This is a genomic window from Paenibacillus sp. FSL F4-0100, from assembly GCF_037993005.1.
Classification (GTDB): domain Bacteria; phylum Bacillota; class Bacilli; order Paenibacillales; family Paenibacillaceae; genus Paenibacillus_AQ.
Genome location: NZ_CP150303.1, coordinates 6545168 through 6558775 on the forward strand (window position 1 = coordinate 6545168; position 13608 = coordinate 6558775).

Below are 13608 nucleotides of genomic sequence, written 5' to 3' on the forward strand. Positions count from 1 at the left end.
CCTTATCGAACCGCACGCTCCCTATTTCTTTGGGCTTGTGTCGTTTTCTGCTTGTTAAAATTCCCGATTTTGCAGCTCCCGCTTTGCTGTTTCCTGGGAAAACACGCCTTCTGAGGTGATGATCTTCATCGGCAGTTCCTTGCCCTCCATTAAATCCCGCACCGCTTTCATGAGCTGGGGTCCGAGCAGCGGGTTGCATTCGACGGCCATATTCAATTTCCCCGTAACCATCGCTTGGAACGCCGGGCGCGTCGCATCGATTGAAATGATGACCATATCCTTCCCCGGATGAAGTCCGTATTCTTCTATTGCTTGAATGGCACCAAGCGCCATGTCGTCATTGTGCGAGTATACGACATCAAAAAGACTTCCATGCTTCTGCAGTGCGCTCTTCATCATCTCCTTGCCGTCCTCGAAGGTGTAATCTCCACTATACGATTCCAGTATTTCGAAATTGCCGTGCTGACGGATCACTTCCTCGAAGCCTTTCTTACGGCCTACCGCGGGTGCAGATTTCTCTGTGCCTTGTAGTTCAACGATGTGATAACGTTTCTGCCCAGTCAGTTCGCCGGCGAGCCAGCGTGCCGCTCTTCGTCCCTCATCGATCATGTCCGAGCCGATATAAGCCGTCCAGAGCGTATCGTCGCTTACATTCACTTCCCTGTCGGACAGTATGACCGGAATACCGGCCTCCTTCGCTTCCTGCAGCACGTCCTCCCAGCCGGTCTCGGTCTTCGGCGAGAAGGCGATGACATCTACTTTTTGTTTAATGAACCGGCGGATAATATCGATCTGCTTTTCTTGCGATTGCTCCGCATTATCGTAAAGAAGTTCGATACCCGCCTCCTTGGCGGCGGCGATAACCGATTTCGTATTCGCCAGCCTCCAGCTGCTTTCGGTACCGACCTGGGCAAAGCCAAGCACAATAGACTTCCCCTCATCCTGTTTCTTCGTTTCACGCTTCTCCAGATCGCTTCGATCTTTAGCCGGATTTGAATTTTTTACCGAAAGTTCCCTCTGGGCAGTAATTTTTTGACTCCGCAAAATCACTTTCTTCGGAATGCCTTTCTCTTTGTTCAAAATGTCAATGGCATAATTGACTGCTTCTTTGCCGCCGGTAGGGCTTGTGAATGTGCCCGTCAACCGGTTTTCCGAGATTAACTTGAAGCTGCCGTTTTCCGAATTAACCCCGTCAATACCTATGATATCGATATTTTCCAGGCCTGCATGATGTGCGGCGCGATAAGCGCCGAGCGCCATCGCTTCATTATGCGCGAACACCAAATCGACCCGGCGATTTGCAGCGAACCACTCTGACAGCAGATCCTCGGCTTTGTCGCGTTGCCAATCCGCATTGAACGTTGCAGTGATTTCGATGTTCGAGCTTTCCGCCAACGCTTCGCGAAACCCTTTGCTGCGCTCTTCAACGCTGGGCGATCCTTTTAGCCCCTGCACCTCGATCATGCTCCCGCCGGCCGGACCCAATGTTTCAAGGGCAAATTCGCCCGCTTTCTTGCCGATCATCTCGTTATCTGTTCCGATATAAAGCGTATAATCGTAACCGGTTACGCCCCGACCCATGACAATGACGGGAATTTTGCGGTAAGCCTCACTAATCGTCGGCGTTAATGCCACCGGATCGTCAAGCGAAACGATGAGCAGATCGATACCGTACTCAAGCAGATTCTTCACATCATCCGCCTGCTGACTGCTGCTCTGGGCGGCATCTGTAAAGATCACGCGCACATCCCCTCGGCGCTCCACCTCCTTGCGGATTTCATCATTCATAACCACTCGCCAGGGCTCCGACAGATTCGGTTGGGAAACGCCGATCAAGTATCGAACGTCGTTACCGGCTTCCCTGCCGCTACCCTGTATGTAGTGCCAAATTAAAATACACAACAGAGCGATCACAAACAATTTGCCCCAGCTCCACAATGAACGTCTCATCATCGTTGACCTTTCCGGTATATCAACGGGGCGGTGCCGGTAATTCTTTTAAAGGTGTTGCTGAAATAATGCTGACTGCTATAACCGACCATTTCGGCGATCTCGTATACTTTTGCTGCAGGATCGTTCATCAACTGAATGGCCTTTTCAATCCGGACTTTGGTCAAATAATCGATAAAGGACAATCCCAATTCCCGCTTCAATTGTTTGCTTAAATACGCAGGACTCACCTGCACCCCGTTCGCCACTTCGCTTAAGGACAGCTCCGGCTGGTGATAATTGCGGTCGATGAACCTTTTGGCCAGCACAACGACCGGGGATAAACTTCCTTTCGTTGTCAGCTCATCTCCCAATCTCCGGTATGCCGCCGGAACTCCGGCAATTCCATCGTCTACTGCACTTTGATCAAGCAAAACCACCTTTTCGAGAATCGTTTCGAGCCTTTGTTGAATTTTATCGCCCAGCGCCAGCCAATCCATTGCTTCAGTTATCGTAACGAGTACGATGATTTGACCTTTCGCATCGTTCAAGACAACTGCGGATTCAGATCGGACAACGTCCTCGGTCACGTTTCTTGCGGCGAATTCCAGCAGTTCCCGGTCCCAAGCGCGGTGTGTGCCGCCAGTATCCAGATGGCTCATCACCTTCAGCAGCACGATGCCGAGCGTTGGCCCGAGCTGCAGCCCAAAAAAATCAAGATTCTTCCGCACCTCATCCTCACCCATCAAATGATCGATCCATTTCACCAGAAACTTATCGCGAATAAGGATTGAATTGGATTTTAGCTGGTAATCCACCCATTTGTGATGCTCCTCATATTGCCTGGTATTCTCTAATGTTTCAATGGCCCTGGCCACTACCGATTCGAGCTTGTTCCTTACCACCGGCTTCAAAATATAATCGAAAACTTTCAACTTTAAAGCCTGCTGGGCATAGGCAAACTCGTCATGGCCGGTAATCACGATCACTACGCAGCGCTCCAGCGCTTGCTTCATTTTCTCTAACAAATCGAGTCCGTTAAAAAAGGGCATATTGATATCGACAAACAAAATATCCGGTTTCAAATGATTGATCAAATCAAGTGCTTGCCGGCCGTCCTCGGCTTCCCCAACTACCTGGATGTTCAGTTCCTCCCAGGGCAGAACTTTCTTTAACCCTCTGCGAATTTTCGGTTCATCATCGGCGATTAACAGCTTCCACACGACCATATCCCCCATTTAAGTATTCACTAATGGTAGCCTTACTTCAACGACAGTTCCTTGTCCCGGAACGCTGTTTATGGATATTCCGTACTCGGGACCATGGGACAATTTGATTCTTTCGTTCACATTAAATAGCCCATAGCCCCGTTCCCTGCCAGTTTGCCGCGTAAATCGCATATCTTCCCTCAACTGGATCAGCTTATCTTCCGGCAAGCCTACCCCGTCATCCTCAACAATCAATCGCAAGCCATTGTCATCCTTAAAGCCGCGGATCACGATTTTCCCCCTGCCTGATTTGGTCTTGATCCCGTGGTATATCGCATTTTCCACGAGCGGCTGCAAAATAATTTTCAAAACACGGTATCGCTTGATTTCATCGGAAATCAGGATCTCATAATCCAGTTTATCTTCATATCTCGCCATCTGGATCACCAAATAGCTTTCGACATGCTGCAGCTCATCCGTTAGCGGAATAATCTCATTTCCTTTGCTAAGACCGATCCGAAAAAGATTCGTCAACGCAACGATCAATTCGACGATATCCTGGGCATCTCGATCCTGCGCCATCCATTGAATGGTGTCCAGTGTATTGTAGAGAAAGTGTGGTTTGATTTGAGCTTGAAGCGCTTTCAATTCTGCTTCACGTTTTTCTTTCTGTTCCATATAAACCATGTTGATCAAATTTTCGATTTCTTCTACCATTTTATTGAAACTGTTGCCGAGCTGTCCGATTTCATCATTCGTCCTGCCGGGAAACCTTAAATTTAATTCCCCTTCTTCAACTTTTCGCATCAAGCTGCGCAGCTTACCGACAGGTCGTACAATCGAATTGGTAAAAAACCATGAAGCGATAAAAGCAAAAAACAAGGTCACCATCGCAATGATAACGGTAACGGTTTGTAAATCAGATACGACCTTAAGTGATTCGCTGAGTGGAATGACCCCGACGATTCTCCAGCCGATATCCGGGAACGTGTTATAGATCATTTGGTAATTACGGCCAAAGATCGGCTTAACCAGACTGCCTGTCGTACCATCCAGCCACTCGCCTGAAATTCGATAGACGATTCGATTTACCGGCGAATATACGACCCCGTTCTTTTCATCCATAATAAAAATAAATCCGCTCTTGCCAAGAGACACCGATTCGACGATACTCCGGATGAAATCAAGCTTCATATCGATCATCACGACTCCGATGATTTCGTCCGTTACCGGGTCTTTAACCGCCTTCACAGCGGTCAGTACCTGATCGGCGCTTATGTTTTGCTTGACTCTAATATTCCGTCCGATCGGATGGCTGAATAAGTGAAGGGTATCCAGATTGCTAACCGCGGCCTGATACCAATTCTCTTCCGTCAGCGGGTCCCGCTGAATTCGCTCCATCGTGTTGCTGGCTGAGGCATTATTTCGATTGACGATCAGGATGCCCGCAATCTCGGGACGCTGTCTTTCGAAGACCGCTTCCCTCCGCTGCACCTCGGCACCCGTTTCAGCCAATGTTGCCCGATCTTGTTCGCCTGCCCGCATAAATTCAATAACTGCTTCTTCACCTGCCAAATAATCGACGATGTTATCCATCTCTTTCAAATAGACCTCGATGTGATTTTTGACTTGATTCATCATCTGGATCGTATGGGAATTCATCTCTTCTTCAATCGATTTCTTATAGAGATAACTGCCCAAAAAACCTAAGGTTAAGATAGACAGCGAAACAATAGTGATGAAATATAGGAGTAGTTTGAATCGTATGCTTCGATTGGCAATGAAACCAATACGCAAAAGCATCAGCCCATTCTATCAAAATATGTCAAAAGGTTTGATCCTTATCATAAAACAAAATGTGAAAATGCAAAAGAGTCAATCACTCTTTCGCAGCTTCACATAGATATTATTCATACACAGCAATGAAAAGAACGCTAGTATTTACGGTTTGGCAGTGCATCGATCGCTTTTTGTCCGAAATAAACGTCTTCTTCAGACTTAATCCATCTCGGAAGTTCTTTGCCTTCTTTATAATCCAGTATCGCTTGCTTCAATTGCGGTCCAAGCAGCGGATTGCACTCGATCGTAACGTTCATTTTTCCCTGGGCAATCGCTTCAAAGGCTCCTTTAATGCCATCGACGCCGATGATTTTGATGTCGGTACCCGGCTTCAGGCCTGCTTCTTCGATGGCTTGAACTGCGCCAAGCGCCATGTCGTCGTTGTGAGCATATACGACTTGAATGTTCTTATCTTTTTTCAGATAAGCTTCCATAACTTCCTTGCCTTTGGCCCTAGTAAAATCGCCGGTTTGAGAGTAAACGATTCTGTACCCCGCATGGCCTGCAATCGCCTCTTCAAAGCCTTTCTTACGATCATTCGCCGCACTCGCGCCGACGGTGCCTTCAAGCTGTACGATATTTACTTGCGCGTCTGCGCCTAACTCGTCAAGCATCCATTTGGCCGCGTTTTGGCCTTCAAGTACAAAGTCGGAGCCTATAAAGGAGGTGTACAGATCTTCATTGCCTGCCGTGATGCTGCGGTCAAGCAGGAATACCGGAATGCCGGCGTCTTTAGCTTCCTTTAACACCGTTTCCCAGCCGGACTCAACAACCGGAGCGAGTCCGATGGCATCTACTTTTTGAGCGATGAAAGAGCGGATCGCCTTGATTTGATTCTCTTGTTTTTGCTGCGCATCGGAGAATTTCAATTCAAAGTTCGAGTCATTTTCAAACGTTTCCTTAATAGATGCAGTCTCGGCATCACGCCAGCCGCTCTCCGCGCCGATTTGCGCGAAGCCCAGGACGATTTTCTTTGCCGCAGGTTTATCCGTCGGCGCTGCATTCGCAGGCTCGTTCGCAGGAGTGCTGTTTCCCCCATTTGCGTCTTTCCCCGGATTGTTATTGCTGCAGCCCGCAAAGATGGAAACAACCATCACCATCATAAGCAAGGTGAGCAGTAGACTTCTTCTGTTTGTTCTCATGTTCCTAGTTCCTCCCCTATAAGATTAAGTTCTGATGCAACTTCACTATAACGATTTGAATTTTGGATGTATTTACATTTTTACGTCATTCCTTGCTATTTTCCGAACTATCTTGATCTTGCCTCCGGCCGCCTTTTCCTTCTTCATCACAATCAGTCTTTGCAAGGCCATGAAGAGAAACAAGAGGAATCCGACGGCAATTTTCGTCCACCACGAGCTGAGCGTTCCCTGAAAGATAATCATCGTCTGAATCATTCCAGTACAGAGCACGCCCAGCATCGGACCGACCAAATAACCGAACCCGCCGGTCAGCAATATCCCACCGATGACGCAGGCTGCTATGGCATCCATCTCCATCCCCATCAAATGCAGGGAGTTGCCTGACAGCATATAAAAAGTAAATACGATGCCTCCAAGCGCGGAGCAAAAACCGCTTAACGTGTAGACAGCAATCGTGGTACCGGCTACCGGAAGGCCCATCAGTACAGCCGAGCGTTCACTGCCGCCGAGTGCGTAAACGGCCCGGCCAAAACCGCTGTAACGGCCGACGAATATCGCTGTGAGAACGAATAACAGGGCGATCACGACACTGATCGAAATAAAACTGTCCCCGGACAAGCGAATTTTATAACTGGAAATTTGCGTATAGATTGCGTCGGAAATGACGATGCTCTCCGTTCCGATCAAATAAGCGATCCCCCGGCCCAGAAACATCCCGGCGAGCGTAACGATCCACGGATGGAGCCCGAATTTGTTGATGAGATACCCCTGGCCGGCGCCGAACGTTATCCCGATCAACAGCGAAATGGCCATGACCAGATATGCGTTCATGCCTTGATTAAGCAGCGTAGCGGACATCATGCTGACCAGCGCGACTACGGAGGCTACCGATAAATCGATGCCGCCGGTAATAATGACGAAAGCCATGCCTGTTGCTACGATGATTAAGTACGCATTATCAATAAACAAGTTTAGAAATACTTGCAAGGAGAAGAACCCATTGTACATCGCCGATCCTGTTCCATAAAGCATGACTAGAAGGAGCAGCGTCGCCAATATAATGATATTGTTGCTGCTAATTCGAAACCGGAGCGATTTCACGACGCAGTCACCTTCCTTTTGATCGAAATTAGCTTTTGTCTGAACACATCAGATTGGATCAAGCATACAAGAATGACGACGATTGCCTTGACAAGCAGGATCGATTCCGGTGGAACGCCAAGGGAATAGATCGTCGTAGTCAGGCTTTGGATGAAAATCGCGCCGACTACGGTGCCGCCGAGGAAGAACCGCCCGCCGCGCATGGAAGTGCCGCCGATTACAACCGCCAGGATTGCGTCAAGCTCGTACCATAAGCCAGCGTTATTCGCATCTGCACTGCTCAGGTTGGAGCTGTAGATGATACCGGCCACTGCCGCCAGCAATCCGCAAATCGCGTAAGCCGTCATAAAGATCACCCGCGGCTTGATACCGGCGAACTCGCTGGATCTTCGGTTGGCCCCGGTGGATTCCAGAAATAATCCGAACGCTGTTTTTGTCTTCAGCAGATACACCAGAATGAATACGGCGGCAACGATGTAAACCGCAAAGGGAATCCCAAGCAGATACCCTTTGCCGATATATTCATAACGATCATTCGTCGTCGTTAGAATTTGTCCATTGGTAATCAGTTGCGCGATCCCCCGGCCGACTGTAAGCAGAATGAGGGTTGCCACCATCGGCTGGATACCCAGAATCGATACCAGCATCCCGTTCCATAAACCGCAGAGCAATCCAATCCCCAGCGCAGTCAGTATTGCCACCCATAGAGGACTGCCTTCCAATATGAAGATGGCCATTGAGCCGGCGATGGCCATCACGGAACCGACGGAGATATCGATCCCCTCTGTTGCAATCACGAGCGTCATTCCGATAGCCATAATAATGAGCGGCGTACCGCGGTTAAGTACATCCACGAGATTGCCATACAGGTGGCCGTCGATGATCTCGACTTTGAAAAAGCCTGGCACAACGATCAAATTGATCAAGTACAAAATAACAAGAGCTAGAAGCGGCCACACTATTTTGTGACGGGCCGCCTTACGAACCGACGCTGCCAGATTTCGCAAACACTTCAGCTCCTTCCGCGATCATCTGCATAATCCGGTTCTCCTTCATCTCTGCACCGGTCACTTCGCCGATTTGAATGCGGTCGCGCAGGACAATAACCCTGTTGCAGCAATTGACCAATTCCTCCAGTTCAGCGGAAATAATCAAGATAGAAATGCCGGAAACGGCCAGCCGTAAGATCAGTTTGCGAATTTCCGTTTTCGTACCCACATCGATGCCCCGGGTTGGCTCATCGAGAATAAGCAGCTTGGGCTCAGTCGCCAGCCATCTTGCCAGAACCACCTTTTGCTGATTGCCGCCGCTCAAGTTATCGATCCTTTGCTCCGTGCCAGGCGTTTTGATGTTGAGCATATCAATGTACTCCTGAGCCACATCTCTTTGCTTTTTGACCGGAATGAAAGGGAACCATCCTTTTTTCGCTTGCATGGCCAAGGCGATATTCTCACGAATGGTGAGTTCGCCGACGATCCCTTCTACCTTGCGGTCCTCCGGACAGAATCCGAGTCCGCGCTTAATCGCTTTCTGTGGATACATCGCGGTGATCTTCTCTCCTTCGAGCTCCAGCACCCCGGTATCGCTCTTGTCGATCCCGAATATCAAACGCGCTACCTCCGTCCGGCCTGATCCAAGCAGTCCGGCGAGACCAAGTACCTCTCCTTTATGAATAGTCAGGTCAAACGGCTGGATAGAGCCTTTTTTGCTAAGTCCCTCCGCCTGAAGGAATACCTTGGTCTGATTTGGTGTATCGGCTTTTTCTTCTGACTGCTCATCGGGATCCCATACCCGGCCGATCATATGGGAAACGAGCTCTGTTCTTGGCAACGCCTCCGTCTTAAATTCACCGACCAGCGTTCCGTTTCTGAGTACCGTGATGCGATCCGTTACTTCGTACACCTGGTCAAGGAAGTGGGTGACGAACAGGATACCCATACCTTCCTCTTTCAACCTGCGCATAGCGGAGAACAATTGCTTGACTTCGTTCGCATCCAAGCTTGAGGTCGGTTCGTCTAAAATCAAAATGCCGCTGGAAATATCCACTGCGCGGGCAATGGCCACCATCTGCTGAACGGCAACCGAATACATGGACAATTGCTGTCTTACATCAATATGCAAATCAAGCCTTGCGAGCAGTTCTTCGCTAAGACGGTGCATCGTATTCCAGTCAATCATGCCCCATTTGCGGGGCTGCCTTCCGACAAAGATATTTTCCGCAACGGACAAGTTCGGGCAAAGATTAACCTCTTGATAAACCGTACTGATTCCGAGTTGTTGAGCTTCCTGTGGAGATTTGGGATGAATCTCCCGTTCCCGAAGTTTGATCGTCCCGGCGTCCCTTTTATAAACCCCGGTCAGCACTTTGATTAAGGTGGATTTACCCGCTCCGTTCTCTCCCATCAGCGCGTGAATCTCCCCTTTCCGCAAGCAAAAGTCTACTTCCGATAAAGCCGCCACCCCGGGAAATTCCTTCTTGATTCCTTCCATTCCTAAAAGAATATCAGAACCCATATGCTCACCCTCTTTCTTTCCTTCACTACCTAATTTTAGAAAGTCAAAGGTCGGATTGTATTTAGAATAATGAGTCTTTTTTTAAGCATTTCGGTCTTTCGTATTCTTTCATTGCATGCAAAATACCCCCACAAAGTGGAGCCTACGCTTCGATGCTTATTCTAAATACTTTGCGGCGACCCTAAAACAGCGTACGGGGATTCTTTCCAGTGGCTGACATGAGATCCCTTATTTCTGCAATCAGCCCCAAATTGACCAAAAAGATGGAATCATGCATAAATAGCCATGATTCCATCGCACAGCATTATGGATTTTGTATCTTCGGGGTACCGATTAATTTTTTATGAGATTGCGCAAGACGTTTGAAATCCGCTTTCTCCACCTTACGGTCATAAGAGAGCAAGCCGTTGATCTCCATTTCAACGTCGGTGATTTGGGTATACACCGCAGCGCTAAGACCCGATCGCTTCAGTTCTTCCAGCTGCTTAATGAAGCTGATATAGCGATTGGTCAGTTTTGCTACACTCTCTTGCTCCTCATAATTGAATACATTGGAATTCCATTCATGTCCAGGCACTTTCAGACCCAGTCCCCCATATTCGCCAAGCACGGCTGCCCGTGCATCTGTTGGCTGCGGCATCGTCGGTGCCGGATAATTATGCGCATCGATGAAATGGCCCACGTTCTTATCCGTCCAACCGCTCGCATTATTAATGAGACGTGTCGGATCGTAATTCATCGCCCAATTGGTTAATCGCTCCGTATCATACTGCCCCCAACCCTCATTGAACACCGTCCAGACGACGATCGAAGGATGATTTCGGAACTGGTCAATCATTTCTTTGAATTCCTTCTCTAAGTGGGCGCGGTTGTCCTCCGAATCGCCAAATTTGCTCACCTGGTCCTGCCATACGACAACACCCAGCTTATCGGCCCAATAATACCAGCGATCCGACTCCACCTTCATATGCTTCCGGATCATATTCATGCCCAGCCGTTTCACGGCTTCAATATCGAACTTCATGGCCTCATCGGTTGGCGCTGTGTATAACCCATCTGGCCAATAGCCTTGATCCAGCGGCCCTATTTGGAAAATAAACTTGCCATTAATCAGCGGACGCGTGATGCCGTCAACTTTGCCCAGCTTCACTTCCCGCATACCGAAATAGCTGGATACTTCGTCAACTTTCGCAGTCCCTTTCACCAAGTTCACCTTCAGATCATACAAGAACGGATCATCCGGCCACCACAGTTTCGGATTCGGGATCGGAATGGAAAATTCCTCACCGACAGCTCCGGTCGCACGGGCTACTTCCTTCCCGTCCTCCAAAACAATAGCTTCAACCGCTTCATCTGTAACCCCTTCACTTCCGGTTACCTTCAATTTCAGGGAATTGCTCACAAGATCTGGCGTCATATCCAATTTATCAACGGATGCAGGAGCCACGGGTTCCAACCATACCGTTTGCCAAATTCCGGACACTGAGGTGTACCAGATGCCGCTTGGATTGTTTCGTTGTTTGCCAATCGTGTATCCGCCTTCATCCGTCGGATCACTGACATATACGATTAATTCATTCTCGCCGGCCACGAGTTGCTCCGTAATATCGAAGCTAAACCCTGTGTATCCACCGCGGTGTTTTCCAACTTCGTGTCCATTAACATATACAGTTGCTTCAAAATCAACCGCACCGAAGTGAAGCTGGACCTGCTTGCCATCCCAATCTGATGGCAGCGTAAATTGACGTTTGTACCACATCTTGTCTTCCTGTCGCTCAAGTCCCGAGAGTTGAGACTCGACGGCGAATGGCACAAGGATTTTTTCGCTTAACGTCTTACCCGTTGGAAGCGCCGTTTGCTTGCTGCCGCTCTCAAACTCCCATTCACCGTTCAGATTAAGCCATTGGTCACGAACCAACTGCGGACGCGGATATTCAGGCAATACATTGTTTTTGTCCACTTCATCTGCCCAAGGGGATTTAATTAAAAATTCAGAGTGATTCGTCACCTTCGTCCCGACGAACGCGGATAAAGGCTGACCGTCCGCTTTCTTAATTTTGCCTTGCCCGTCATAAGTCACGATGATGGATTTATCCGGCTTATAAATGGGAACATCCCACTTCAATTGAAGAACAGACGGGTCATCTGACTTCAAGGTGGCACTCGTCGGAATATGACTGCGACGACCTGCGATTATCGTGAAGTGCTTCGCTGCCGCCTTAGGAACCGCCTGCAACTTACTGTTGAACTGCAGCTCAGCTTGCAGGCCGTCTTGCAGAATTATACTTTGTTTCGGACTGTGGTTCACATACCCCGCTGGCAATGCAAATACCTCTTCAGGTACCGCTTGCTTCTGTAATGTGGAGTTGGACCATTTCAATTGAATGTATGCCCCGCCATAGTCCTGAAAATACTCTAATTTAAAGCTAACCTTCTTGCCGGCTTCCAAATGAATGGAGGCACTCGTCTGCTCGTTGTCCCAATCATTCACCCAATGGTCGATGGCCAGCTTATCATCCACCCATAAGCGGAATCCGTTGTCTCCCTTAATATAGAACTTGTAATCATCCGTCATCGGTGCCGCCAGTTGCCCTGTCCAACGGACCGTATTATATTCATCCTGTCCTGTAAGCGCTTTTAAGACCGGTGTGATATCATCAAAATCAATATTGGCATCGACCGTTGTCATCTTCAGCTCTTTGAAATCAAATTGTCCTCTTCCTGAGCTAGTGTAATACTCCGCTTTTAAACCTTGACTTTCCGAACTATCGCTTGGTTGACCTTCCCCTGCAAAAACCGTGGACACGCCGAAAACCTGCAAGATCATGATCAAGGTCATCATAAGTGAAACAGTACGTCTTCTCATATGTTTCAGCTTCTTTTCCTGATTCTTGATTTGACGTGCAATGGCAGTAACATGACGCTCATCCTTTGGCTACATCCATTCCCCCCTTCCTGTAAAGAGTATTTTACAAGGAAACGACTGGAATGTATTTGTAAATTTAGGTTCATAGTTGCAATTTTCCGCAGTGTTTTTTAATCGCCTTCAAAAGTTTATGTAATGCTCCTATCGATCCCGTTCCGATGGAACATATTTTAACAGATTATTTGTAGCGATTAACTCGCTAAAGTTATGACTGCCCGTCGCACATAAAAAGACGCATCGGCAAAGATGCGCCTTTATTACATGGATGAATGTTTTCTTCGATGCGGTTTATTGGCCTTCGACTTCTCTTCACTGTCATCCATCTCCAAGCCGTCATCGCCGGGCTTAAAGATCCGGCGCAGCGTCCCCAGCATGGACAGCGCATACGCAACGGTAATGAAACTGAAGGCAATCTCCATCACCACGACAAGCCGGGACGTATTATCGACTGGGGCTATATCGCCATATCCGACAGTGACAAACGTCGCCATACTGAAATACAGGAAGCTAATGAACTGGCTTAGCAAATCCTGGCCGATATTCTCGCCTTCGAAGGAAATGCCTCCGAACAGCTTATAGATCGACATATACACCATCGTGAAAAACAAAATGCACATCCCCGCCGCCATGCTAATCCGAACCAAGGTTGTTTTCATATCAACATGCTGATTGACGGAGTCTGCAATTCTATCGAATATATACAGCACATAAAAAATAACGGAGCATAATGCAAACAGCAGGATCAGAGCGCGCATGCCGCCTTCACCGGGCACCACGTTCATCAGATCGATCCACCCCAGCAAATCTTCAACCGATACCAGGACATAAATGAGCAGTGGAGCAAGCAGCAAAGGCCTGCTGGACCACTTCTTGTCCATACTGTAGAACAAATAAATCAACAGCAGGAAGCCCGTCAAATTGAGCAGCCACATCCACCATGACATCTTCA

At 48.4% G+C, this 13608-nt stretch carries 9 protein-coding genes; all 9 read right to left on the minus strand.

Annotated features, from left to right (window positions below; all coding sequences use genetic code 11):
- Positions 1 to 54 precede the first annotated feature (54 nt).
- A complete protein-coding gene (locus MHH48_RS29780; protein WP_076324815.1) occupies positions 55 to 1953 on the minus strand; it encodes a substrate-binding domain-containing protein in 1899 nt (632 codons plus the stop codon).
- A complete protein-coding gene (locus MHH48_RS29785; protein ID WP_076324904.1) occupies positions 1950 to 3152 on the minus strand; it encodes a response regulator in 1203 nt (400 codons plus the stop codon). The genes MHH48_RS29780 and MHH48_RS29785 overlap by 4 nt, the downstream gene beginning before the upstream one ends.
- A gap of 15 nt (positions 3153 to 3167) precedes the next feature.
- Positions 3168 to 4934, minus strand: a complete 1767-nt coding sequence (locus MHH48_RS29790) for a sensor histidine kinase (RefSeq protein ID WP_340388727.1) — start codon at positions 4932 to 4934, stop codon at positions 3168 to 3170.
- 137 nt (positions 4935 to 5071) lie between these two features.
- Positions 5072 to 6118, minus strand: coding sequence for an ABC transporter substrate-binding protein (locus MHH48_RS29795; RefSeq protein ID WP_076324817.1), 1047 nt, complete (start codon positions 6116 to 6118; stop codon positions 5072 to 5074).
- Positions 6119 to 6190: 72 nt separating this feature from the next.
- Complete coding sequence (gene yjfF, locus MHH48_RS29800; protein ID WP_076324818.1) at positions 6191 to 7219, minus strand: galactofuranose ABC transporter, permease protein YjfF; 1029 nt, start codon at positions 7217 to 7219, stop codon at positions 6191 to 6193.
- On the minus strand, positions 7216 to 8226 hold the full coding sequence (locus MHH48_RS29805) for an ABC transporter permease (RefSeq protein WP_076324819.1): 1011 nt from the start codon (positions 8224 to 8226) through the stop codon (positions 7216 to 7218). The genes yjfF and MHH48_RS29805 overlap by 4 nt, the downstream gene beginning before the upstream one ends.
- The gene (locus MHH48_RS29810; RefSeq protein WP_076324820.1) at positions 8198 to 9733 is read right to left on the minus strand and encodes a sugar ABC transporter ATP-binding protein; all 1536 of its coding nucleotides are present in this window, start codon (positions 9731 to 9733) and stop codon (positions 8198 to 8200) included. Before MHH48_RS29810 ends, MHH48_RS29805 begins: the two co-directional genes overlap by 29 nt.
- Before the next feature lie 304 nt (positions 9734 to 10037).
- On the minus strand, positions 10038 to 12599 hold the full coding sequence (locus MHH48_RS29815; protein ID WP_083659778.1) for a PA14 domain-containing protein: 2562 nt from the start codon (positions 12597 to 12599) through the stop codon (positions 10038 to 10040).
- Between the two features lie 317 nt (positions 12600 to 12916).
- On the minus strand, positions 12917 to 13603 hold the full coding sequence (locus tag MHH48_RS29820; protein WP_076324821.1) for a potassium channel family protein: 687 nt from the start codon (positions 13601 to 13603) through the stop codon (positions 12917 to 12919).
- Between the last annotated feature and the right edge of the window lie 5 nt (positions 13604 to 13608).

Excerpts from the sequence above, each read along its gene's own strand:
- MHH48_RS29810 (WP_076324820.1), bottom strand. The coding sequence starts at position 9,733 with ATGGGTTCTGATATTCTTTTAGGAATGGAAGGAATCAAGAAGGAATTT.
- MHH48_RS29820 (WP_076324821.1), bottom strand. The coding sequence starts at position 13,603 with ATGTCATGGTGGATGTGGCTGCTCAATTTGACGGGCTTCCTGCTGTTG.
- MHH48_RS29815 (WP_083659778.1), bottom strand. The coding sequence starts at position 12,599 with ATGAGAAGACGTACTGTTTCACTTATGATGACCTTGATCATGATCTTG.
- MHH48_RS29795 (WP_076324817.1), bottom strand. The coding sequence starts at position 6,118 with ATGAGAACAAACAGAAGAAGTCTACTGCTCACCTTGCTTATGATGGTG.
- MHH48_RS29780 (WP_076324815.1), bottom strand. The coding sequence starts at position 1,953 with ATGATGAGACGTTCATTGTGGAGCTGGGGCAAATTGTTTGTGATCGCT.